The 25,220-nt window shown below is 48.3% G+C and carries 18 protein-coding genes and 3 pseudogenes; 4 read left to right on the top strand and 17 right to left on the bottom strand.

The features are described 5' to 3' along the window. Positions 1-6 precede the first annotated feature (6 nt). Positions 7-1,935 carry a GH32 C-terminal domain-containing protein gene (locus tag GJB61_RS04015; protein ID WP_154117137.1) on the bottom strand — a complete coding sequence of 643 codons (1,929 nt, stop codon included), beginning with the start codon at positions 1,933-1,935 and terminating at the stop codon, positions 7-9. 12 nt (positions 1,936-1,947) lie between these two features. Continuing rightward, positions 1,948-3,450 (bottom strand): glycoside hydrolase family 32 protein, encoded by a 1,503-nt coding sequence (locus tag GJB61_RS04010; protein ID WP_154117136.1) that lies wholly within the window; start codon positions 3,448-3,450, stop codon positions 1,948-1,950. A gap of 139 nt (positions 3,451-3,589) precedes the next feature. Here GJB61_RS04010 and GJB61_RS31080 point away from each other — a divergent pair, with 139 nt between their 5' ends. Next, positions 3,590-3,790 carry a hypothetical protein gene (locus GJB61_RS31080; RefSeq protein WP_195724227.1) on the top strand — a complete coding sequence of 67 codons (201 nt, stop codon included), beginning with the start codon at positions 3,590-3,592 and terminating at the stop codon, positions 3,788-3,790. 533 nt (positions 3,791-4,323) lie between these two features. Here GJB61_RS31080 and GJB61_RS04005 read toward each other — a convergent pair. The 4 genes from GJB61_RS04005 to GJB61_RS03990 all read right to left on the bottom strand — a co-directional run bounded on the left by GJB61_RS04005 (position 4,324) and on the right by GJB61_RS03990 (position 10,104). Beyond that, positions 4,324-5,949 carry a response regulator transcription factor gene (locus tag GJB61_RS04005; RefSeq protein WP_154117135.1) on the bottom strand — a complete coding sequence of 542 codons (1,626 nt, stop codon included), beginning with the start codon at positions 5,947-5,949 and terminating at the stop codon, positions 4,324-4,326. Between the two features lie 5 nt (positions 5,950-5,954). Further along, positions 5,955-7,736: a cache domain-containing sensor histidine kinase gene (locus tag GJB61_RS04000; protein WP_154117134.1), complete on the bottom strand. Its 1,782-nt coding sequence runs from the start codon at positions 7,734-7,736 to the stop codon at positions 5,955-5,957. A gap of 158 nt (positions 7,737-7,894) precedes the next feature. Then, positions 7,895-9,223, bottom strand: coding sequence for an ABC transporter substrate-binding protein (locus GJB61_RS03995; protein WP_154117133.1), 1,329 nt, complete (start codon positions 9,221-9,223; stop codon positions 7,895-7,897). 692 nt (positions 9,224-9,915) lie between these two features. Then, a complete protein-coding gene (locus tag GJB61_RS03990; RefSeq protein ID WP_195724226.1) occupies positions 9,916-10,104 on the bottom strand; it encodes a hypothetical protein in 189 nt (62 codons plus the stop codon). A gap of 26 nt (positions 10,105-10,130) precedes the next feature. Here GJB61_RS03990 and GJB61_RS32670 point away from each other — a divergent pair. After that, positions 10,131-10,214 (top strand): annotated as a pseudogene (locus GJB61_RS32670) (transposase); the annotation flags it as partial. Here GJB61_RS32670 and GJB61_RS03985 read toward each other — a convergent pair. The 3 genes and pseudogenes from GJB61_RS03985 to GJB61_RS03970 form a co-directional block, all read right to left on the bottom strand. Further along, positions 10,214-10,540, bottom strand: a pseudogene (locus GJB61_RS03985) (sigma factor); the annotation flags it as partial. The pseudogenes GJB61_RS32670 and GJB61_RS03985 overlap by 1 nt on opposite strands. Next, positions 10,537-10,914, bottom strand: a complete 378-nt coding sequence (locus GJB61_RS03980; protein WP_420819724.1) for a hypothetical protein — start codon at positions 10,912-10,914, stop codon at positions 10,537-10,539. The gene GJB61_RS03980 and the pseudogene GJB61_RS03985, both read right to left, overlap by 4 nt. Before the next feature lie 583 nt (positions 10,915-11,497). Further along, on the bottom strand, positions 11,498-12,439 hold the full coding sequence (locus tag GJB61_RS03970; protein ID WP_154117131.1) for a serine hydrolase domain-containing protein: 942 nt from the start codon (positions 12,437-12,439) through the stop codon (positions 11,498-11,500). A gap of 530 nt (positions 12,440-12,969) precedes the next feature. On the opposite strand from GJB61_RS03970, the gene GJB61_RS03965 reads away from it, so the two are divergent. Then, entirely contained in the window at positions 12,970-13,851 is an 882-nt protein-coding gene (locus GJB61_RS03965) for an AraC family transcriptional regulator (RefSeq protein ID WP_154117130.1), read from the top strand. Positions 13,852-13,959: 108 nt separating this feature from the next. Next, positions 13,960-15,237, top strand: a complete 1,278-nt coding sequence (locus GJB61_RS03960; protein WP_154117129.1) for a glycoside hydrolase family 27 protein — start codon at positions 13,960-13,962, stop codon at positions 15,235-15,237. 151 nt (positions 15,238-15,388) lie between these two features. Here the strand turns inward: GJB61_RS03960 and GJB61_RS03955 are convergent. The 8 genes and pseudogenes from GJB61_RS03955 to GJB61_RS03920 all read right to left on the bottom strand — a co-directional run. Next, positions 15,389-15,548, bottom strand: a pseudogene (locus GJB61_RS03955) (sigma factor); the annotation flags it as partial. Between the two features lie 25 nt (positions 15,549-15,573). Continuing rightward, positions 15,574-16,482 carry a glycoside hydrolase family 43 protein gene (locus GJB61_RS03950; protein ID WP_229521437.1) on the bottom strand — a complete coding sequence of 303 codons (909 nt, stop codon included), beginning with the start codon at positions 16,480-16,482 and terminating at the stop codon, positions 15,574-15,576. 91 nt (positions 16,483-16,573) lie between these two features. Next, positions 16,574-18,412 (bottom strand): glycoside hydrolase family 127 protein, encoded by a 1,839-nt coding sequence (locus tag GJB61_RS03945; RefSeq protein WP_154117128.1) that lies wholly within the window; start codon positions 18,410-18,412, stop codon positions 16,574-16,576. Positions 18,413-18,438: 26 nt separating this feature from the next. Beyond that, the gene (locus tag GJB61_RS03940) at positions 18,439-19,209 is read right to left on the bottom strand and encodes a carbohydrate ABC transporter permease (protein ID WP_154117310.1); all 771 of its coding nucleotides are present in this window, start codon (positions 19,207-19,209) and stop codon (positions 18,439-18,441) included. Between the two features lie 56 nt (positions 19,210-19,265). Then, on the bottom strand, positions 19,266-20,153 hold the full coding sequence (locus GJB61_RS03935) for a carbohydrate ABC transporter permease (RefSeq protein WP_154117127.1): 888 nt from the start codon (positions 20,151-20,153) through the stop codon (positions 19,266-19,268). An 84-nt stretch (positions 20,154-20,237) separates the two neighbouring features. Beyond that, positions 20,238-21,647, bottom strand: coding sequence for an ABC transporter substrate-binding protein (locus tag GJB61_RS03930; RefSeq protein WP_154117126.1), 1,410 nt, complete (start codon positions 21,645-21,647; stop codon positions 20,238-20,240). 121 nt (positions 21,648-21,768) lie between these two features. Further along, positions 21,769-23,541, bottom strand: coding sequence for a sensor histidine kinase (locus GJB61_RS03925; RefSeq protein WP_229521436.1), 1,773 nt, complete (start codon positions 23,539-23,541; stop codon positions 21,769-21,771). Then, on the bottom strand, positions 23,538-25,133 hold the full coding sequence (locus tag GJB61_RS03920) for a response regulator (protein WP_154117125.1): 1,596 nt from the start codon (positions 25,131-25,133) through the stop codon (positions 23,538-23,540). The genes GJB61_RS03925 and GJB61_RS03920 overlap by 4 nt, the downstream gene beginning before the upstream one ends. Between the last annotated feature and the right edge of the window lie 87 nt (positions 25,134-25,220).

The raw sequence follows: 25,220 nt of genomic DNA, 5'->3' as shown, positions 1-25,220 counted from the left end.
TCCATTTCAATCCGGTTTATAGACGTACACGTTCATTACGGCATAAATTTGTCCACCCAGAGCAAGGGCTTTAATCTCCGTCTGGCCTTCCTTCAGCCCCTTTACGACAGCGGATGTTCCGTTACGGCTATCCACCTGTGCAACTGCCTCATCACTCGATACCCAAGTAAGATCCTGGGGAGCGTTTAGCGGAACGACCGCCGCTGCCTCTTCCACAGTGCCGCCAAGCGGAACATCCACGCTGGATTGGCTAAGCAGGACGCGAAGCGGTTTCGAGCCGTCGGGATCCTCGTTCCGCCATGCACTTGCCATCGGATAAAAGACGGCCTGGTCCAGCGTCACGTTCCCCTTTTTCACATACAACTCGAGCCCACTACTGGTAGCCCCCGGGAACAGAATACTGGAAACCACAGTCTCGCCGTCTGCGCCGAACACCTCCAGCGTCGATTCATCCACATAGATATGCAGCCTGATTTTACCGTTTACCGCTCTTAAGGGAGCCTGAACCGTTTCGGCAAACCCGGCTTCAAATGAACTATCGCCGGATTTGGTTCGATCCACCGTCAGTAATGAATTAACGTTGTTATACGATATAAGTGTTTCCTGATCTCCGCCTTTTCTCAGTTTGAATCCGAATTCCGCATCTCCCTTCACGGTGAACTCGGTATCGATTTCATAGGAAGTCCCGTGCAGACTGGCTAGGGGATTTTGACCTGGCTCCAACCGCTGGGTTCCCACCTTGACCGCTTGGCCACGCAAGGCTTCCAGCTCTTGCACCGGCTGCTGGACGAGGCGCAATCCCTCACCGGGAATGTCGCGCAGCTTCAGCTCCCGTGGCAGCGACATATTCCCTTTCCACGGAGTGCTTGGCATGGAGAACGGATAGCGCCAATTGGACATCCAGCCGACATAGATCCGGCGGCCGTCCGTCTGCGGAATATCAGAGTAAGACACTGCGGCGTAGAAGTCTTTTCCGTAATCGGTCCACAGCACTTTGGAGGGATCATTCTCGTTCTTGAATATATGTCCGTCAAAGCTACCGATAAAATATTGCGCCGTCGAGCCACGGGTTGAGCTGTTATTGCCGATGCTGAGCGCCAGCACCCATCGCTTCTCCTTGCTGCCCTCCACGGGAAGCTCAAATAGATCCGGACATTCCCAGACGGCGGCATGCGAGCCCTGATCGGCGCCGAATTCGCTGGCCAGCTGCCAGGTCTTCAGGTCTGGAGAGGTATAGAATCTCACCCGGTTGTCCACCGAGACAACCATCACCCAAGCGTGCGAGGGCTCATGCCAGAATACCTTGGGATCTCTAAAATCCTTGAGTCCTGGATTCGGAATCACGGGATTGCCCTCATATTTGATCCAGGTGCGTCCTTTATCAGAACTGTACGCCAGGCTCTGCGACTGCATTCCTCCTTTGAAATGGGTAAAGATCGCAACCAATCCCGCGTTTCCGCCAAAAAAACCGCTCGTATCCTTCCAGTCCACCACGGCGCTGCCTGACCAAATCTCCCCGAGCGAATCGCGCAAGAGCGCTACCGGCAGGTGCTGCCAATGGATCAGATCCGTGCTAACGGCGTGACCCCACTGGCCGCTGTTCTGGTAGAACTGGTGATATTCACCTTCAAAATAAACCATTCCATTCGGATCGCTCATATTCCCGCTTTCCGGCGACAGATGATATTGCGGGCGGTACAGCTCCGTGTAGTAATTGGGAATCGCAGAAAACTGAAAGACCGCAGGTGCAGTATTTGAGATGGCATTTGACGGAGTTTTAGAATCAGAAGTATTCATTTCACTTCCTCCTGTTCCGCTATTGTTGGTGCTGCCGATGGTATTGCTGGTATGATTGCTGTTGCCGCCAATATTGCACCCTGCGATAACCAGCAGTACTATAGCCACACATGCCAGTTTGCTTGTAGTTTTGATCATAGCCCCTCCAGACTAGCTCCAGATAGATTTGAGATTCCACATATTCAGCGACTGCAGCGTTATACTTCCACCCTCAGCCCTCATCGTTATTCCGCCGGTTAGAGCAGACGGATACACCCGGCTCGTCAACACATAGCGGCCATCATTTACAAACACTTCAATCGAAGAACGGTCGATAAATACCTGCAGTTTAAGCGAGCCTCCGTTAGCATCTGGTGCTTCCGTGCTTACTGAAACTTCACTTATCGATGCATCACCATGGCCGGAAGCGCTACAATCCAGGATCAGTTTGTCTTCCCGGAGCAAATAGCGGATGACCGTCGATTCCCCGCTTCCCTCTGCCGCAAGCAGAGTAATCTCAAGACGCTCAGCTTGTGTACCGTTCATAGCAAACTCAGCAATCCATTCAAAACCCTGTCCGTCCCTAACGTTCCACGCCGCATCATTCCCCTTAGAGAGGGTCACCCCGGAAGCCATTATTGCATCCTCCCGCAAGAGTTCCAGCTCGGGAACCGGCCGCGAAGCCAGTTTGCCTTCCGGCAGCAGCACCAGCTCCCGCGGCACTGTCATTGCCCCATACCACCCACGATCCTCGCGGGCCATCTCTGAACCCCAGTGATCCATCCAGGCGATCATAATTCTTCTGCCCTTGCCGTCCAGCAAAGTCTGTGCGGCATAAAAATCAGGACCATAATCAAGCTTCGCTTGAGCCTCCGGTGTAAACTTTCCGCTGGCGTAATCCATTTCGCCGGTCATATATAAATTTTTGGCACCCTGCATATTCATCGGTGACAGCACAAGCACATGCTTATCTCCCAGCGGGAACAAATCAGGGCATTCCCACATGTCCCCTTGGGTGCCGTCGCTCTCTGCAGCCGTTCCCATGTATTCCCACCGCTCCAGATCCTCAGATTGGTAGAGCAGCGCCTTCCCTTTGCCCTCTTTCCCGGAACCCAGCACCATATACCACAGACCATCGTGACTCCATACCTTGGGATCACGGAAGCCGAAATTCCCTGTATCGGGACAACCTGGAATCAGAGGATTACCGGAATGTTTGTCAAAAACAACACCGTCTGTGCTGCTCGCCGCGCACTGCACTTCCATCGGTTCCCGGCCGTCGACATGCCCGGTGTAGATCAAGGTCAGCCTGCCATCAGTCTCCACAGCACTACCGGACCAACAGCCGTAACCCCCCTCCTGTCCAAGCTCATAAGGCTCCGTAGGTGCCAAAGCTATGGGCAGGTGTTTCCAGTGCACCAAATCCTTGCTTACAGCATGTCCCCAGTGCATCGGTCCCCACTTATCACTATATGGGTGATGCTGATAGAACAGATGGTATTCCTCCTTAAAATAGATCAGCCCATTGGGATCGTTCATCCAGCCGGCCTGTGGCAGCAGGTGGTACTGCAGCCGGTAGTCATCCCGTGCCGCAATCTCCGCCTGTGCTGCCACTGCTTCCTCCGCCAGCCGTATGCTCTCTTTATGTGCTTGCTTCTCTCCCGAAACATTCATGCTGTATGCTCCTATTCCTTGTTTAGTTGACACTATTGTAGCTGAACGGCTAGAGAAATCATTTCAATATGATCGGTTGGGAAGTTGTGATGTTTTCAGGGGGGATGGGATGCAGTCGTTGTGTCGAGGCGAAGTGTAGATGCATTGGCATGGTTGGCTGCATGGTATAGAACATAGTAGCTTAGGCGTGGGACCGCCGTCACTCCATGGAAGTTTTGGACTTCCGGCCGCTGTTGTCTGCAGATTTCTTCAATTGGACCGCTATCGCTCCTCCAGTTCCAAAATCCCACTCCATTCCTTTATCCCATTCCCCAGAGGGGGAACCTCCTTGCTCGGCTGAAATTTCTCATCAGCCTCACTTGGGTACACCTCTGTTTTCTGAGTCGGCTTCAGGAATCGCCTGCTTACAGTGCTATCAGAAAAAGCGGGAACAGCTATAAGTCTAAAAACTCAAGTCTTATTTCAGAATACTTATGTAAACGATCTGACATCTAACCAATGAAGCAGTATTTAAAACACTGGACGAAAGATTTCAGACCGTCCCATGTTTTTATGCGATTCCAATTCAAAAAAGGCAAACCCCAAAACATGTCTTTTACATGTCCCGGGGTTTGCCTTACAGTAACAATCCCAAAGTCAGATTGGGGTGAGCATAAATTTCCCACATCAGAGTTCCGTCCAAAGTAGGCATGCGCAATCTATTTTTTTGGAATAGACGATTTTTTTGCTGCTGTCGCAGAACAGACAGAATTGATCTGAAAGCTCTGGTATGGTTTGACCTTTGGAATGCAATGATCTTTTGTTGCAAACTACCGCCGTTGTTTAACATCCATAGACTTTGCATAGAGCCGGTTATACTCCCCCCACAGTCAGTTACCCGTGCGGGTGATTCTTCAAATACCATTCCCGGTATTCTTTGGGGCTTTTGCCGCTGTTTTTCTTGAAAGAGGTGCTGAAATAGCTGGAACTGGAATAGCCGACAAGCATGGCGATATCGGTCAGCTTCAGTTCGTTCTCTTGCAAAAGCTGCTCCGACTTGGTCATTCTTAGCTTGGTGACATAGTCGCTGAACGTAATGCCCACATGCTGCTTGAACAGCCCGGATAAATAAGTCTCATTCAGATGAAACATTTCGGCGAGGGAAGAAAGCGTCAACTCGTAGGAGAAATTCTCCTCCACGTATTTTCTGACCGCTTCGACCATATGCTGTCCGCTGGAGAAGCGGAGCTTCTTCACTTCGTCCATAACAAGCTGCGCCAGCTCATCTATCTGCCCCCGCACGCCTTCACGCGACTGGTAATCAGCAATGGTCATCTGACAGTTCCACAAATACTTCTGCAGGGCGGAGCCGCCGAGCTCGAACTTTTTGGCGATGGAGCTGAACATCAGCAGCATCCGCAGGGCCAAAAAGGTAAAAGCAAACATCGGCGTATCTCTTTCGCTACTGAAAATGGTGTCAAGCTGCTGGCGGAAGGTGCTCATGTCCAAATTTTCAATCGCCTGCACCAGCTTCCGCTCCACCTCCGGGGTAAAAGCCTGCGTAAGCTCCATCACTCGGCTCCGTTCGCCCTCTCCATCTTTATACACGGTGCTTTGGCTCCAGGACAGCATGCACGAAGCATAACCGTTCTTCAGCCGCTTGAGTCCCTTCACTTCCTCGCCAATCCCCGTCACACATTCCAGCTTCAGGTAACTGGCGATGTTTCGTTTCAGTTCTTCTACGAACCGTTCCGTTCGATCTGCATGCTCCGGCCCCGACTTCATAATAACCAGAAAATACATCATCGCTGAATTGGCGACATCGCTGAATGGATAGATTCCTTTCCGCTTAGCAGCCGTCTCCCGGCATAGCATCTGAAAAGCCAAATTGAGCAGATCCCGGCGCTCCTGCCGGTCCGCCATCCGCCCCGTCGGCACTCTCATCTCCACAGCGACAAACTGCAGCTTCAGATCATCCGCTGTCAGCGGGGTCAGTTGGAGCTGCTGCAGCCGTTCCTTGATAGCCGCCAAGCTGTACCACTCGTCTTTGACCATTTGCAGCAAAAAATTCTCCTGCAGCAGCCGCAGCTGCTCATTTTTCCGCAGCAGATCCTGCCGTGAGGCATGTAGGTTTTTTTGCTCCAGTTCAATTTCTTCACCCAGCTTGCCAAGCAGCTCATTCAGTTCTGCACGGGCTACCGGCTTCAGCAAATAATCCTTCACTCCAAGCTGCATGGCCGATTTCACATAATCAAAGTCGGAGTATCCCGATAGCACAACCGTCCTCAGCAGCGGATACTTCTCTTTGCAGATGCGGATAAATTCAATGCCGTCCATCTGCGGCATACGGATATCGGAGATGACCAACTGCGGCAGCGGTCCCTGCTCCAGCAGTTGCAGCGCTTCATTGCCGCTTGAGGCCTCCGAGACAATCCTGAAGCCGACGGCTTCCCAATCGATTTTGGCTTTGATACTATTGCGAATCCCTTTCTCATCATCTACCAGCATAATCTCATACATGATAATCACCTTTCTATCAGCGGTAGCTTCAGTGTAATGGTTGTTCCTATATATAGCTTCGAATCAAGCACGACTTCAAACTGCTCGCCGTAATATAGGCGGCAGCGGGAGAGCACATTGCGCAATCCGATGCTGTCCCCTTTATGATTTAAGATTCCCACACTGTCCCTCAGATCCGTATCGGCAAGAATGTTGGCGATCAGTTCCGGTGTCATTCCTGAACCGTTATCCTGAATCTGCAAGTGCAGGCGCTCTCCACACACACTGGAGGTGATCGCCACCTCGGCGCCCCCCCCTTTTTCCAAGCTGTACTTCACGGCATTCTCTACCAGCGGCTGCAGAATAAACTTAGCGATCAACAGCTGATCCGCGGCGGAATCCTGCCGGATCGCCACCATCAGATGATCCTCATACCGCAGCTTTAGGAGGAACAGGTAGTCACGGATATAGCCAAGTTCCTCGCTGACTTGTACCAGATCCGTATCGAGACTCAGCGAATAACGCATCATTTTACCCAGCGCTTCCGTGGCGTCCATGACCAGATCCTCTCGTTTCATCGCCGCCAGACCGCTGATGATCTCCAGTGTATTGTTGTAAAAATGTGGATTGATCTGCAGTAGGAGCGCTTTGTATTCGGCATTTTTCCGGCGTAGATTGGTCTCGAATTCCGTCTCGATCAGATACTTCAGCTGATGGGTCATCTGCTCAAATACACCGGCCACATAGTCCACTTCGCTCTGCCGCGATCTAACCTTTGGCATATCCTTCATCGCCAGCTCGAACTGCCCGTTTTTGACATGCCGCATGGCCCTGGCCATGGCACTTAGTGGCTTCGTTATGTCGGCGGAGAGCCACAGCGCGACAATAATCACAAGGATCAGTAGAACAAAGCTGGCAAGGAGCAGCGTTTCTTTGAGCTTTGTGATGGTGGCATACAGCTCCGCCTCCGGCACCTCGCCGACGATCAGCCAGTTCTGTGCAGGCAACCTGCGGTAAAAGAACAGATAGTCGGTCCCCCCTTGGCGAAGCGGAAAAATGCCGCTGTTCTGTCCTCCACTATGTTTCTGCAAAGTAGCAAGTCCGCCCCTAAGCAACTGCTCAGCTCCTGTCAGATCCTGATTGAGCACACTGAGGCCTTCAGCTGTCAGTAAAAAGGCTTTGCCGCTTTTGCCGAAGCTGATTTTATCCATATCCTGGCGCAGCAGCACCGTAGGATAATTGATTTTGATCACTCCGACATCCTTAAGGGACTGGAGCTGCACCAAAGGGAGCACGAGGCTATTGATCTCTCGCAAACGTATGCTGTCGTCGGCCTGATCCCTGTCCTGGTGAGCCTGCGTCCAGCGCACGTCCTGCTCCTTAAACTGACTGTACCAGCTACTCTTCAAATAGCTCAGGTCCTGTGTCCATAACCCGCCCTCTCCCGTCGCAAAGGTGGAAATGGAAATTACACTCGAATTATTGATCGCATAGGAGGATAATAGCCCACGCAGCTTTTGCTTGGCCAAATACTTTTCACCCTTAGTGCTCTCATCGTTCAGGTCAGCGGTTATCCATTCCTGTGTGATGTCACTGCTCAACACCTGGTTGCCCATATCCTCAATTTGCGTCAGCAGCGTGCTGACATGAGAGGCAAATTGGTCTATGGTTTGCAGAGTGGATGTCTGGGTAGATTTTCGGATCTGCTCCGCCGATTCCTTGCTGAGGATAAAGACAACCGCCGTAATCGGAAGGATCAGCAGGATCGAAAAAGCCAACATTAATCTGCTGCGTAACGAGTAGAACATGACAACCGCGCCCCTTGCTATCATTATGGTCCAAAAATTCAAAATAACCCCACAACGTGGAGCTAAATCTTGAAGCTTCTTTAAGCTGAAAGAAGAAACAGCTTTACCGCCCTTTTGATAAAGGGCGGTTGCCGTTTCTACAATGTTTGGAAATTTTATTATTTTTGCGGTAGATCTGCATACGCCTTGTCAATCTTTTTGATGGCGTCGGCAACGGCTGCATCCACGTTGCGTCCAGCAATGGTCACTTCCTCAATCATCTTGTTTACCGCTTCGGACATTTGCGGGAAGATCGGTGTAATCGGACGCGGTCTGCCGAATTTTTGATTCTGTACGACAAAGATATTCTTCGGATATTGACCTAGCTCAGGGAACTCCTTGGCTACTGAATAGCGAGCCGGAATATCTTTTGTAATAGAGCAATAGGTCTTAGCCCCATCAGTACCAGTCACCCAGTTTACAAACTGCCAGGCAGCTTCGGCATTTTTACTCTTCGAGGAAATGGCCAGCGACCAGCTTCCGTTCGCGACAGCCTGCCCAGTTTCCTTCGGAAGTGGCGCGATATCATAATCTTCGCCTAATTTGAAATTAGGGAACTTGTCGGCATAATTGCCCAGTGACCAGGAGCCGTCAACCGTTATCGCCAGCTTGTTGTTCGGGAATGGATCTGGCGGGTATTCCAACGAGGACACTTTATCTTTATTATACAGGTCGGAGAAGAATTGCAGCGCCTTTTTGGTCTCTGGCTTATCCAGGTAGCCTTTGGAGGTTGTTCCATCCGGGCTCATGATATCGCCGCCAAACTGCCAAATAATCGGATATTTAAAGTATGCTGTTGCTCCTGCATTACCAAAGCCTTGCGCCGGATCAATGCCGTACACGCCTTTGGCCGGGTCGTTAAGCTTTTTAGCTGCATCCAGCACCTGATCCCAAGTCCAAGGCTCTTCCGGGTTCTTGGAGGGAAGAGGAATTCCCTTCGCTTCAAACATTTTTTTATTATAGAAAAGAGCAATGGAGGATTCGGTGAGCGGAGCCATGTAAATTTCATTATTATAGGTGTACGTGGCAATAGTCGATTCCGGAATATCCTCCAGGTTACCGTCCTTCTTGAAATAGGCGGTCAGCGGCTGTAAGGCACCCGCCTGGGCGTAAGAAGCCATATTCGGGCCGTCGATGGCCATAATATCAGGCGGATTGCCCGAAGCAATAGATGTTCTCAGCTTGGTGTCGTAATCGGCATACGGAATCGGACTCATCTCAACCTTGATATTAGGATGCGCTTCATTAAACGAGGCCACCAGCTTGTCATAGGCTGAATTTTCGGTGTCATTGCCCGAGTTTCTCCAGAACGTGAGAGACACCTTCTCTTCTTTCGGTGCTGACGAAGTTCCCGCCTCCGGCTGCGCGTTATCCCCTTTGCTTCCACATCCGGCGAGCAGTCCGCATGCCAACATCACGCTTAGTACCACTTTACTCTTACTGTTCAATAATGCCCTCCCCTTTCATCTACTGTCTGCGCTTACAACTGAATACTATCAAACATTCCCGATGATAAAATTCATTATCCTCTGCACTAAACTTTCAAAATGTTCGGTATTTCTATTTAAAGCAATTATAATTGAAGAATCATATCTACTATAGGAGGCCAAAGCTAGATTATGGCGATCAACTGACATCGGTGGATTTAAGGAGGCCGGCTGTCCGATTTGCGCCCTCACCTGGCACCGCTGATCCTCAAATCCATGCGTGTTTTGATTGATGACAATGCCCGTCACTTCCAGCGCTTCAGCATGTCTGTATCATAGAGCAAAATCGAGTAGGGCTATATCATAAAAGATTTTCTATGAGCAGAGACAGACCCTTATCTTTTTTCAAAACCGTAAATAGTCAACAGAGCAGCGATTCTCCTTGTTATTGGAGGATCGCTGCTCTACGTTTTTGGTCATTTGCAGCTTACTTCAGTTGTCCAAACATATTTTCCGGTTCTGTCATTCGACATACGGGCAGAACGAAACCTTCCTCGCTTTGAAGGATTGCCCATGCCCTGTTGTATTCAGATTTCTTGATTATTACCGCTGTTCGCGGTGAATATACACAGACAAGGGCAGACATATTCGCCCCGTAAGTATCCAAACTTCCCCTCCCTAACTTGTTCCCTTTTCTTAATTTCAAATTTAACCTATATAAAAGCCTGATTATTCCATGCTGCAAGTCCTAATGCCAGAGCGCCGTATAATCCCGCCTGAGGGCCGAGACCTGGTGGAACGATATACTCCTCCATGTGTTCCAGAATGGCGCTTGAGCTGACATAACCGTTCAGGTTCTGGAATACTGCCTGCCGGATAAGTGGGAACAACTGCTGCTGCATAACGCCGCCAACCGCCCGGATACGCTATCTTTGCCGCAGCGTATCCGGGCGGTGGCCGCGACAGCTATCACCCCAAAATGCTAGCCAAAGTCATTATTTACGCCTACACTTCGGAGCCTAGGATATCTTTAAGGGTAATTTCGTTACCTTCCTTGTCAGTCCCAATAGGATCATGCAGGGATACATCCTTGCGAGTTTTTTTAAGTGAACGAAGATGTATCAAGATTTCATTTTCAATACATCTGGCGGCAAAGGTCGCGAGCTTCGTACCCTTATTGGGGCGGTAGCTCTCAATCGCCTTAATCAGCCCGATGGTGCCGATGGAGATGATGTCCTCCATATCTTCCCCTGTATTGTCGAATTTTTTGAGGTTGTGGACACAATACGATGTCAAAAATAAACCAATTGCAATCGATCCCGATTCGAATTGGTTTATTTTCGCGTGTTATATTCAATCTGTAATTTTAGATCGATCATTCGTGCCCATTCAGGCAATTCATTTGAATAATATTTCATCCCACTTTTATCCGCTCCAAGAATAATCTCACCATCTGCTTTACTATTATCAACAACTAACAATTGATCTATTAGGTCTAGGTGAGGCACCAGATTATTCATACTTGTTACATTGCGTCTAATAATATCCTCGGTTTCAATATGATGACCACCGTTCTTTACTCGCAAAGCAACACGTTCAATATTAAGCCGAACATCCCCTAGCCCCACATAAAACATAATGATTTTGAAACCTTGTTCCTTTGCATCTCGCATCTGTCGAATAACGTTACCACCCGCTAGAGTAGTTTCCACAGTGAAGTCCCACTTATTACGGATACATTCTCTGACTATCCTTATGGCTTCTTTTCCAGCAGATACTTTGCTCTTTTCAGGATGACCAGTATTAATTTTGCGGGCGAGTGCATCCGGATCAATTCACACTTACCCCAAGTTGCGGATCGTGCTCTTTCCGCTTCCATTATTACCAGCAAATACAAACATGGTTGCAGCTGTCTCACTCATGAGTAAAGTCCTGTTCATTCATTTTCTCAATCATAACTGTTCTATATTCTTTAACGATTTGTCCTTCAGCTGTCTTATATACAATATATGTCCCATTTGCTTTAGCATCCAATTTCGCTCGAGTATACCACAGCACAGCATAATTTTTATTAGCTTAAGCCTGGTTACAATAAGCCCGTGAGAATCTAGGTTTTTATCTCACTCTAATAGGCTAATTTATTTTTCCGACTCCGTGTTATATAAGCTTCCAGATTAACCCCATCACTTTATCTAACGCGCTATCGAATTCAGCCATGACAATAAGTCCCGGTACTGTTTGCAAATTTTGTAATAAAGCTAACGCAAAGAAAATCTGACATACTGGTTCACCATTTCATTGGTTACTCATCGACATCACCAAATATTCCCTTACAAAATCCAAAGGTTTGATGGTATTGTCCAGCGTACTTGTAAACACGACTACCGTTTGCAAACTTGGAATGATAATAATAAATTGTCCGTTTCTTCCCATTGCAAAGTACATCCTGTTGTTCAAAGAAAAATCATCATGATTGGTATCCACCTTTGCTACCCACCAATGAGAAGCATAGTGACCAATATATTCATAAGTTAACAAGCAGGGCTCTGTAGATTTCTTGATCCATTCTGCAGATACGATTCTCTTGTCTTTCCATACACCGTCCTGCAAGTAAAGCTGACCGAATTTAGCTAAATTATACGGATGTAACCGTAGACCATCAGAACCATAACTAATGCCTTTCGCATCCTCAAACCAACGATAATCCGCGTCTATACCTAAAGGTTTAAATAAATACTGCTCTGCAAACTCCGAAGTTTTCATACCGGTGGTTTTGGTTAATATAGCAGAAAGTATATGAGAACAACCCGAATTATAGTTCATTCGTTTCCCCGGATCATCCACTAACTCCCTGTCGAATACAAACTTTACTACATCGTGGGTAAACATAGGAGGCATATAGTTCCATTCGCCGAACTCCGGCCAATCCAGCCCTACGCTCATTGTTAGCAGCTGTTCTATCGTAATGTCTTTCTTGCGAGGATCTGCTTGATGATTAACAATATCAGGAAAATAATGTACCATGGTAACATCAACTGAAGATATAATACCTTTATCAATCGCTATCCCTATCAATATGGAAATGATACTTTTCGTACATGAATTAATCCTCTGTAGGTTGTCTCTAATTTTATTGCTTTTGTAATACTCATGAATTAAAGTACCTTCCTTTAGACAGCTCTTAATTTTCGTCTTCTCTACAGCCTTCATGAATTTACCCATTAATTCCATATTCATGTTGTGCTCTTCCGGTGTAGAAACGGGCCACCTATTTTTATTTTGTATTGGTTACAACTCCCTTTTAGTTTACGATTTGTTCCATCTCCTAGATTAAGAGGCCCCTTTATACTTATGGTTTCGATAAATGGAAGAGGTAATTTGGTTTCTCAGCCTCTTGAACATATCCGGTATTTCATAGCCCATATTAGAATTCCATTCATATAAAGCAGTTTCCATATACACCTAGTAAGATCAACTTCCTACATTTCCCTATAATAGTTTTCAATAAATTCCAGTAATATCCTTCTAATATATACCAAAAAGCAACTTATCCTGGATAAGTTGCTTTTTAGCGTTGTTCTTGAGTTTGGGACACCCTTAAACCTTCCTTTGCAGCTTCTATATTTGTAACGGTAACAAAGGTGCTTTCTGTTTTCAATGAAAGTCTATCAAATCCTGCTTGTAATGTTTTAGCCAATAGTAAAAGTTTTAGTAGGGTTGTATGATAGAAGTTATTACCGAAGACTATCACTACTAGGAGGCCATTTATGGGTATGTCCAAAGGCACCTACGGCTTTCGATTCGCAGAAGATAAGGAGCTCCAGCTATGCGTATTATTTGCGGCCGGCTGTGATTCAATCACTACTCCTTCTTATCGCTGGGACGGACTGGAGCGGACCGATGGGCCGCTCTTGCTGTTCCAGTACACCCTCTCTGGAGAAGGCGTATTTGAGTCGGAGAATCGGACTCACCGTGTCACCGCCGGACAGGCTTTCCTTGCCGAAATTCCAGGACCCCACCGTTATTATTATCCTCCGGAATCCAAAGCGCCTTGGGAATTCTTGTTCCTGTTGTTCCGGCCTAATCTGATCCTGCCCCATTGGCGTAAATCCCTCCGTGAAGCAGGTGAAGTGCCTCATCTTCCCGTAGACTGTGCGCCAGTCCGACTGCTAAGGATGATTGTGAACGATGCCGCAGCAGGCAGAATCTCCGACCCTCTTATTGCCTCGTCGTGCATCTACCAGTTCATGACAGAACTCTCTAGACTGCAGGTAACTACGCTGCGGAACAGGGACAACTGGTCAGAGAACGTAAGGCGTGCAGCTGAATTTATTGAGTATAACTATGCACAAATGATCAGCATCGACCAGCTTTCCGAGCATGTCTCCTTGTCCAAATATCACCTAATCCGCCGCTTTTCAGCCAGCACGGGTCTGACACCCGGCGTATATCTGACCCGCATCCGTATCGAGAAGGCCATGGAGCTACTTCGAGGAACCAGCCTTAGCATTGAAGCCATTGCCGAGCAGATCGGATACTCCAGCGGGAGTTATTTCATTAAAGCGTTCCGTAGCCTGACCGGAATTACACCGGGCGATTTCCGCAGTGGGGGCGAAAGTCTCGCCTACCGTAGATTGTTTTTTGATTAACCGCAATATAGTGCTATAACACTCGTAAGATTACTATAGATATTGCTAATCACCTTTATTATGATGAACATGACAAGAGCAATAATACATCAGTAAAGGAGATTTATAATGAATCATAAGCTTGCAGCACTTACTCCGCCGCTTGGCTGGAACAGCTGGGATTGCTACGGCGCGGCCGTAGAGGAAGAAGAAATACGCGGGAATGCGCAGTATATGGCAGAACACCTCAAAGCCTTCGGCTGGAGCTATATTACCGTCGATATTCAGTGGTACGAGCCTTATGCGAATTCTTCACAATACCGACCGTTCGTTCCGCTGGTAATGGATGAATACTCCCGGCTTATGCCTGCCGAGAACCGTTTCCCTTCTGCAGCGGACGGCCTTGGCTTCAAGCCTTTAGCCGACTATGTGCACAGTCTTGGACTACAATTCGGCATTCATATTATGCGTGGCATTCCGCGGCAGGCTGCCCACGCCGCCACCCCGATCTTGGGTACAACTTCGACGGCACGTGACATTGCACATACGAACTCCATTTGTCCGTGGAATACAGATATGTACGGTGTCGACGCATCAAAAGAAGGGGCACAGGCGTACTATGATTCTCTTTTTAAACTGTACGCAGAGTGGGGCGTCGACCTGGTGAAGGTGGACGACATCGCTGCTTCCAGGCTGTACGACACTCATCAGCCGGAGATCGTCATGATCTCCAAGGCCATTGAGCGCTGCGGCCGCCCTATGGTGCTAAGCCTTTCTCCCGGACCTGCTCCGGTAGAATATGCGAAACTCTTCACCGAACATGCCAATATGTGGCGTGTTACAGACGACTTCTGGGACCTCTGGGCGCTGCTGCTGGATATGTTCGATCGCTGCCGGAAATGGCAAGGCATACCCAAGGCCGGCTGCTGGCCGGACTGCGACATGCTGCCGCTTGGGCACATCGGCATCCGCTCTGTGGATGGCGGCGGGGAGGACCGCTGGACCCGATTCACACGTGATGAGCAACTGACTATGATGTCGCTCTGGAGTATCTTCCGCTCTCCGCTTATCTTTGGCGGCGAACTGCGGGATAACGATGACTGGACGCTGTCGCTGCTTACCAACCGTGAGGTACTGCGCATGCACCGGGAGAGCCATGGAGCCAGAGAAGCGCTCTGTAAGGATAATATTATCGTCTGGACAGCCGAGCACAACGATGGCACCCGTTATGCTGCCGTATTCAACATCGGCGAGAGCCCGCTGCAACTGGCGTTGGCCCTTGAAGAGATCGGCCTGAACGTCGCCTCAGGAATCGAGCTGTGGAGCGGAGCTCCAGCCGAGCTTGCCGCAGGTGCGCTGCGGACCACTGTGCCGCCGCACGGCGTGCGGCTCTATAGCTTCATGTAAGTAAAAGCCGGTTCTCCAGAATCATCTGGAAACCGGCTTTTTTTTATGCATATGATCAGGTACAAGCAAATTCCCGCACCGAACTTAAACGGTATTAACTTTGATTTCTATTTGATTCCTAATAGTAAGCGACTTAGAATTTGTTTATTGTAATTAGGATTTCCTTTTCGATACAACGAGCTGCAAATGTAGCCAACTTCGTTCCCTTGTTGGGACGATAGCTCTTGATAGCTTTAATCAGCCCGATGGTGCCGATGGAGATCAGGTCCCTCCATATCCTCATCGGTGTTATCGAATTTTTTGACGTTATGGAGCATCTCTATTTAGGCGGTTGTCTCATTTCATTTCATTCAGCAGCCACTGATCCGTCATCTGAACCGGTCTGATTACACCGCCGCTGATATAGATTCTGTCCATACATAACATACGGTTTCCAGGCTCCGTGTCTCCGATGATTCTGCGGTGGTACACGATCAGCCATTCATCATTCTCCGGCAAATGTAAATATCCGTGATGACCCGGACCTTCCGCGATCGGCTTTTGCTTCTCAAGAATCGTCCCTTTGTTCTCGAATGGACCCAAAGGGTTATCACTTACACCGTAAGCAACACGGTAGGTGCCATTCGTCCAGCCGCCCATCGACCACATAAAGTAATACAGTCCTTCTTTCTTAATCATGCATGGTCCTTCCACGTATCCTTCGGGTGTTATAGAAAGATGGTTCTCGCCGCTTTCAAACAGAACAAAAGCGGTCATCTCCTCATTCATCCTGGCGACATTGCAATGTCCCCAGCCTCCATAATATAAGTAGACGGTTCCGTCGTCGTCTTTGAACAAATGGGCATCAATGGGCTGGGCTTTGTGAATAAACCTGTCAATGAGCGGTTTCCCTAGATACCCCCGGTAAGGACCCTCCGGTGAATCGGCTACCGCTATTTCCAAACCTCCGGTCTCTTCGTTGGATTGAATGTCATTAGATGCGAAGATAAGATAGTGTTTGCCTTTATGCTCAATCTGGGTAGGCGCCCATACCGCTCTCCAGATCCAGGGGAAATCCTCCATTACAATAAGGTCCTCATGTTTCTCCCAGTGGATCAGATCTACCGAACTGAAGGCATCCAAATTCAGCTGCTTCGTATATTCAGTATAGGAGCGGGTGGCATAAATCCAGTGTGTGTCTTTATACGTCCTCGCCTCGGGATCTGCATACCAGCCGGGTATGACAGGGTTCGTGATGACTTTCAATGAATAACAACTCCTTACGCCCATAATCAGACTCATAATTAAATACTGCAAACCTCCCGCTCGAAGAATAGTCTATACATTAGCCCGTGTATTAAAAGCAGTAGAGTCTGTTATCTGCAGCCGCACGAATCCACACCTGCATAAATCCGGGAGCCCTGTTGTCCCATGCATAGTATGGGATGAACTGGCAGGGTCTGCCTTCCCCGGTTCTTCCTTTAAGTACGGTTACACCGCCGAGCAGCTCCAACTGATGATCAACTAACCATCGCTCATGTGTAGAGAAGGTGTACTCATCATAGGCAAGACCGGGGTTATCCGCCTGTTCAAGACAATAGACGATGGGTCCCCGCTGAAGAGCATGACGGCCCTGATTCTCCAGTACTACCGGTCTCGAACGAATAATTTCGACGGGCATATCAAGTTCGAGGATGATCTTCTCTCCGTGTGACCATTTCCGGTTTATTGTGAGATATCCCTGCTCTGTCCGGCCCTCGGCTTCCGGCAGTGCTTCTCCTCCGACTTCTACCTTATATCCCCTACACCATCCGGGAATCCGTAACTGGATGCTAAATAGCTCCTTTTTATCCGGGAATACAGTCAATTCAATCCGGCCTTTCCATGGATATGCTGTCGTTTGCTTCAGTCTCACACCTAGTCCGCTCTCCAAGACGAATTCGGCCTCACCGTTTGTATACTGATTGACCGCAATTCCTCGACCGGTAAGGGCATAGGAATATTGGCCAATAGAGGGGAGGAACCTAGCCAGATTCGTCGGACAGCAGGAGGTATCGAACCAGGGGACCCGATGATGGTCACCTTTCGAAGCGAGCGGATTTACATAGAAGAATTTATCACCCGACTGTGAGATTCCGGCCAATGCGCCATTGTACATTTCCCGCTCCACGATATCCGCATATTTGGCATCCCCGAACAACAGATTCATACGGTGGTTCCAGAACACCATGGCAATCGCCGCACAGGTCTCGCAATATGCGGATTCATTCGGCAAGTCATAATCGTGAGTGAATCCTTCATTATGCCGTGAGGGTCCGATGCCTCCGGTCAAATACATATTGCGCTCCACGGTATGTCCCCACACCCGATGCAAAGCATCGGCATAAGCAGTCTCTCCGGATACTTGGACTACATCTGCCATTGCCGTATATAAGTACATGGCCCGGACTGCGTGGCCGGTGACCTGCTCAATATCTCTGACCGGAACATCGTCCTGACAGTATGCAGGACCCCATTCCTTGGTATCCCATATTTTTCCGATTCCGTGGCCATGCCCTCGTTCCTCCAGCAACCATAAAGCGAGTTTCCAGTAGCGTTCCTCCCCGGTAACCCGGTATAGTTTCACAAGTGCAAGTTCAATTTCTTCATGGCCTTCCACCCAGTGACGTTTGCCCGGGCCAAACAGGCTGCAATAATGATCAGCCAAACGGCAGGCCACATCCAGGAGATTGCGCTTGTCGGTGGCGTCATAATACGCAACTGCGGCTTCGATTAAGTGGCCCCCATTGTACATTTCATGCTTCTCCATGTCTGTCCATTTAGCTTCTGGTGCTTCAAGCGTATAGTAGGTGCACAAGTAACCGTCTGCTTCCTGGGCCGAGGCAATTAGATCAATAATCCGGTCCGCCTCTGCCTCAAGCACCTGGTCTCGTTCGGACATCAGGGAATAAGCAACACCTTCGATGATCTTATACACATCCGAATCATTGAAATAAATACCTTCGAACGCCCCCTCCATAAGTCCGCCCGCTTTGGCGAAGTTGGATATACGCCCCGTCTCTTCGCATTTTGCTAAACAGGCCGGAAGTGTAACCTTGTTCAGCACCTCCAGCCGCGGACGCCAGAACTCATCCTCAATAACTACCTTCGTGAAGGGTACGCCCTGCCAATTTCTCAGCGATTGAAGTTTTGTCATTATGTGAATTCCTCACTTTCATTTCATTAACCCTTCAGGCCCGATAATGTTATCCCTTCAAGGAAATATCGTTGTCCCAGCAGGAACACAATGACACAAGGCAGGACTACCGCGGCAGATGCCGCCATAAGCAAATCCCACTGAGCGGTGTACGTACCCTGGAACATCTGCAATCCCAGCGCCAGGGTAAAGAGATTATCACTTTTCAGATAAATAAGCGGGCCCATGAAATCATTCCAGGAAGCCAGGAAGCTGAACAGGGCAACCACAATAATCGCTGAACGACTTAGCGGCAGAATAATTCGCATATAGATTTGAAAATAAGTCGCTCCATCCACATACGCCGCCTCATCGAAATCCAGCGGAATCGTTAAATAGAATTGGCGCAGCAGGAAAATATTAAATATTCCTCCGCCAAAATAGGCAGGTACGATCAAAGGATAGAACGAATCATAGAATCCGAGCTTCTGCCATCCCAGAAAGCTCGGGATGATTGTGACCGCTGCAGGGAGCATCATGCTGGTCATGAGAATGGCGAATACCGTATCTCTGCCCCTCCATTCAATTCGAGAAAAACCGAATGCCGCAATACTGCTGGTCAGAACGGTCCCGATAAGTACACTGAAGACAATAATAGTAGTATTCCGAAAAAAAGTATCGAACGGCAGAAAGGTCAATGCACGCTGGAAATTATCCCAATGAAAAGGCCTTGGAATCCATTCCGGCGGCATGGTGAAGATTTGAGATAAATCCATCAGCGAGCTGCGGATCAGCCACAGGAACGGAATGATGAACATGCCGGAAATGATGATTAGTGCAGTGTACCCTGCCCCAAGTCTAAGCTTCGATATTCTCAAGTACGCCCCCCTCCTTCATAATGCACCCAGAATTTAGAGGTTTTAAATACAAAGTAAGTAAAGAACATAATAATCAGGAACAGCACCCATGCCAGTGCGGATGCATACCCCATCTCCGTATCCCTAAAGCCCGTGCGCCACAGATAGAACACGTAGAATAAGCTCTTGTTGTTGGGTCCGCCTTCCGTCAGAATATACGCTTCATTGAATACCTGGAACGAGCCGATGATGGTCATGATGGTATTAAAAAAAATCGTCGGCGAAACCATAGGGATCGTAATATGACGCAGCTTGCTGTACCAACCGCCGCCGTCCACGTCAATGGCTTCATAGTATTGCTTGGAGATTCCCGAGAGTCCCGCCAGAAAAATGATCACGGTGCTGCCAATCCCCCACAGTGTGGTAAGAACAACCGACGGAATTACACTGCCTTCCGCATACAGCCAGTTGCTGGTGGGTAAATGCAGCCAGCTTAGCACGGAATTGAGAAGTCCCAGATCGGGATTCAGCAGCCACATCCAGATCATTGCCGAAGCAACGGCCGGCACAATGCTGGGCAAATAAATAATGGTCCGAAAGATGGCCCGCCCTTTCACATTCATATTAAGCAGCAGCGCAATGAAGAAAGAAAGAATGATGACGGCGGGCACCCGGAGCACGACGAAGTAGAACGTAACACCGAGAGATTTATAGAACAACTCGTCTTCGCCCGAGAACATCCGCGAATAATTATCGAATCCAATAAAGGACGTTTGATCCTTGAATACGTTATAGTCCGTCAGGCTAAGCACGAGACTTGCAATCATCGGACCCAGTGTAAAAATGATAAATCCCAGTATGGCTGGAGCCGTGAACAACAGGCCATAGAATAGTCCCTTTCGCATAGTTGCCTCCAATCTTGAAGCTCTGGAAAGAAGACGACGATCTGCTATAAGAACGCCGTCCCCGCGTCGAGCACTTTCAATAAATTATTGAGGGATATCCCGTCGTCCTTTAACTTGTGCCTGTGCTTTGGGGGCAATGGCATCCATAGCTTCCTGTGCGGTTTGCTGGCCAAGCCATACTTTATCCAGTGCGGGATTTACGACATCCATTATTTTATTGAAATTCTTCACATAACCCGTGGGTGTCTGATGACTTTTGGTTAAGATGACATCGATGATTGCATCCTTGTAACCTGAAGGTCTTGAATCCAGACCCTCTGTCCATTTAGCGATTAATTCCGGGTCAGTATACCAGTCCTTGTAGGATGGCATCCAGGTGCCTGATGTGATCATATCAATAGCAGCTTCAGGATCCAGCAGTGCCTTCAATAGCTCCCAGGACTCCTGAGGATGTTTAGTGGACTTGAAGATAGAGAACATTCCCGCAACAACGGTTGTTACAGGTTCTTTCATCACCGGCAATACTCCAACATTAAAGTTAAACTTCGATTGCGCCAAATTTGCGGTGGTCCATTGTCCGTCTATGGCCATCGCTACTTTTTTAGTCTGAAGAGCTACGTTCGTAGCAGGGATATTCTTCGCCTGTACAGGTGAAGGAGATACATGGTGAACATTCATGAGATCCGCGACTTTCTGTATGGCCTCTACAGCCTCCGGCTGGTTAAGTCCAAACGTCTTCCCGTCCGCTGAAATAAAGTCCCCGCCGTTGGAGTATATGAAATTGCTGTAAATTCCCCACCAGGTAGAGGCATTCACTCCGTATTGCTTAATATTTTTGGGGTCAAAATCCGGATCTTTTGCATTTCTGCCCTTATTATCAATCGTTAGTTGTTTAGCTACATCAACAAATTCGTCCCAAGTCCATGCTTCCGATACTTTAGCAGGCGGCGGTGAAATACCTGCGTCCTTAAAGATATCCTCGTTATAGAACAGTCCGAAGGATTCTGGGCCCGGACCGATACCGATTACATTACCGGGTTCAAGTGAATACATAATATTAGGTACCAGTTTGTCTACATTGATATCTGGGTCTGTGTCCAGAAATTCCTGAAGATTATAGAACTTCCCCTGCTCTCCCAGTGGAAAGGCGATACTGCCCGACTCCATCATAGCGATATCCGGCACATCATTCCCTGCTACCATAGTGGTCAGTTTCGTATCATAATCTGTGGCAATATGCTGAAGATCTACTTTGACATTCGGAAATTGTGCTTCAAACTTCTTAATCGCAAATTTATATGCAGCTACTTCAGCAGGAGCCCCCCAAACAGACATACGAAGCGTAATGGACTCGTTCGAACCCTCATCTCCGGATGCTGAGGGTGAAGCCGTATTCTCACTGGCGGTGTTTGCTTTCGAGCATGATGTTAGAATAGTGACCAGCAACATCATCAGAGCGATCAGCACGGACATTGATTTTCTTTGTCGAAGCATATCTCGAACCCCTCTCAGTTTCAAACCCTTATGATTCATAGCTGCAGTCTATGATGTCTTTATTATAAGTTTGGAGATAGCGCTTACATAACCCGAACCTTTTTGGAATAGTGGATTATTATTAGGTATTCAGCGGCAGAGTAATCACGACTCTGGTTCCTGATCCGGGTGAGGAATGAATGGATACGCCATAGTTGTCGCCATAGGTCATCTTGATGCGGGCAATGGTATTCTTAATGCCGATGGAAGCAGACTCTTTATATAGAATCGTATTAATAGTTTCACTACTCATCCCCCGCCCGTTGTCTGCAATCTCGTAATAACGGGTTCCGTCTTTTATCCATCCGCGGATGCCGATTATTCCTCCTGCTTCCATCTGGTCAAAACCATGCAGGATAGCATTCTCGACAAAAGGCTGAAACAGAAGCCTTGGCAGCATGGTTTCGTAAAGCCTTGGATCGATCTCATACTGCACGGTAAACTTCTCCTCAAACCGGACGGACATGATATAAAAGTAATTGTTCATCCACTCCGTTTCCTCGGATAAATGAACAGCTCCCCATTCTTTGCGGGAGGTATAATGAAGCATATTGGATAAGCTGACCAGCATTTTGCTTAATTCCTTCTGATGGTTCTCGATAGCTGTCCAGTTCATAATGTTCAACGTATTGTACAGGAAATGAGGGTTCATCTGCATGCTCAAGGCAAGAATCTCAGCCTCCTGCTCCTTTAATTTAATCTCGTAATTCTCCAGAACCAATAACCTGATCCGGTCGTTCATCTTATTGAACCTTTGAAGCAGAATTCCGAACTCATCGTTGGTGCCGACCTCAACATGCTTCTGGAAATCACCGTCGCCCACAGACCTCATGGCGGCCAGCAGCTTCTTAATCGGCTTTGTGATTCTTCCGGCAATAATATAAGCATATATAAGTGCCACAATCCCCATGATGGCGGCCAATAGAATAATAGAGGTTTGTATGACATTAACCAGATTTCCAACCAGCTCGGATTCTGGCACCCATACAATAGACAGCCATCCCGTCACTTCTGAACGATCAAAGCAGACAATTACGGCCTCGCCGTCGAGCGTCATCCGCCGCGTACCGCTATTCTCCTTCTGAAGATCTTCTACCCAGGAATCAGAGTACATTCGGGTGATCGTCTCCGGTTCGCTGCTTGAGACAACCTTATGCTCTGAATCCAGAACCAGAAATTGGGAGCCTTCGGGGATACTCTCATCGTAGAGAGATTTCAGGGTTTCGGCCTTAAAGCTTATCGTTAGAACAGGACGTTCAACCTGGGGATCCATTTTATCCAGTGTCGTCGCTTTGAGCAGGGAGAAATCGAGTAACCGTGTCGCAGAGTACAAATAGCGGAAATCAAGCATACCTTGTTCCAGATACGGCTGGTCAAACATATCAACGAAATCATAGGTGGGATACCATACCATTTTTCCGCCTGCCTGTTCTGCCGACCGGTAGATATCTGATCGTGTTGGATCTCCTTGCGGAAGTGTCTGCCCGAAGGTGAAGTAAGAGGTCCACAACTGATAGGCGTATACGTCTTCATTGTTAGAGAAATATTTACTGAGCACAGCCGTAACCTGCCGGTCTGCTTCAAACAGTTCTACTTCATTCAGGGGATTGAGCTGGTTAAAAATACGGAATAAATCCTTGTCCACGAAAAGCGCCAAACTGCTATTGTCGATGATTTGCAGCTTTGTATCCATAATTTCATTGTTTTTTCTGACAATCTCATAAACATTCTTCTGCGCCTGGTCTGTCACAACCCGAAGGCTTGTCCGGTAAAAGAGCAGGCCCAGGATGAGGAGCGAACTTATGATCAGGAAGATGTAACTGAATAACAAGCGGGAGCGAAATGACATTTTCATTCCTCAGCTCTCCTCTGCGGCAGTAAATGGTGTTTAAAGGCTTCGGGTGACAGGCCGTGAACCTTTTTAAATACCCTGCAGAAATATTTCGTATCCTGATAACCGCATTCCACGGAAATCTCATAGATTCTGAGCTTATTCTCCGCAAGCAGCGCCTTGGCATGCTTCATTCGGGCTTCTGTTACATGTTCAGAGAAGGTTTTTCCGGTACGGCTTTTGATCAGCGTGCTGAAATAGGAGGTATTGAAGAAGAAGTGCTCCGCCGTCCGTTCCAGTGACAGCTCTTCCTTCAGGTTATCCTGAATCCAGTTCAGGCAGGCCTCAATGATCCGTTCGTTCTTCTCCAGCTTCACTTGCTTCACGGCATTATGTACCCTCAGAAGAGTATCTTCAATAAAGGACATTAGCATTCCATAGGAAACGCATGCCTGAATATCCCTAATGGCTCCATTCGTCATTAGTACTCCCGCCTGACGGTCTGCATGATTATATATACTGCTCTTCAATTTCATCAGCAGGAGCGAGGCATTCTCCTTCATGATCAGCGGCTCCATATTTCCGCCATCTGATAATTTCAGAAATGCCGTTTTGCACAGCTCTATAGCGATCCCTGCATCCTCATCCTGAAGGGCATGGAGCAGCTTCTCCCCGGTAAGAGTGATGAGCGCTTGCGAATGGCAAAGCTCATCCTGAAATATAACCCCATTCCAGCTCTCGTAGAAATTGAATTTATTCACCGTTTGGGCAACTCGATAAGCCTGTGGTGCATCCACCAGTAACGCGCTGCATTCCGGTCCTACCCCATGTGTAAGCTGCCCCGCGTCTGCCCATTCCGACTTTAATGCCGAAGCAATTTTTCGGATTGCAAATTTTTGATCCTCAGTAAGCGGGGAAGTTCTCACGATCGTAACTGCCTGGAGTCCTTCTTCCTGAAGTGTGTTTAACGGAACCGTTACCGCCTCCCCGAGAACTGTCCATGCTTTCTCCAAACTGCTAAGGAAGTTAGCGCTTTCATAATTGTCTTGAGATTGTCCGTTGTTTCTAAGCTCGGAGTAGATGACTACCCCTGAACCATGAAGCCAACCGTACTCCTCTAATTCGCTGCGCTCGGCCGCTGTCAGGCTTCCGCTCAGCCACGCTAAATATAAACGGATTCTATAGGCGGATGATGCAAGATGAAGCCGCTGCCGAACTTCCTCCACCTCCAAATTCTGCTTCGATTCCGCTACAAGTTGATGCTCGATACGTCTCAGGAGATTCTCGATCTTCTCGGCCTCTACCGGTTTCAACAGGTAGTCATATGCTCCGTGACGAACAGCAGTCTGGGCATATTCGAACAGATTATAGGCGGACACCACCACTACCTTGGCACGAAGCCCTTCTTCTTTGAGCTGCTGCAAGAATGCAAGCCCATCCATATTGGGCATTCGGATATCCGTCAGAACCACATCCGGCTGCTCCAGCCTCACTAGCTCCAGCGCACCGCTGCCGTCTTTTGCAATCAGAACCTGAACGTCCGGACGCAGTTGGCTAATTAAATTCTTCATCCCTCTAAGATGTCTTGGTTCATCATCTGCGACCAGTATCTTCACCGTTTCCGCCCCCTTGATCGTTTATCATGCTACTTTTACCCAGTGTAACTGAAAAAAGCACCTTGTGGAAAGGCGCTTTTTTGTATT

Source organism: Paenibacillus monticola (assembly GCF_009664975.1).
Taxonomy (GTDB): Bacteria; Bacillota; Bacilli; order Paenibacillales; family Paenibacillaceae; genus Paenibacillus_AQ; species Paenibacillus_AQ monticola.
Note: the sequence above shows the minus strand (reverse complement) of the source record. Positions and strands in the feature narration are given on the sequence as shown.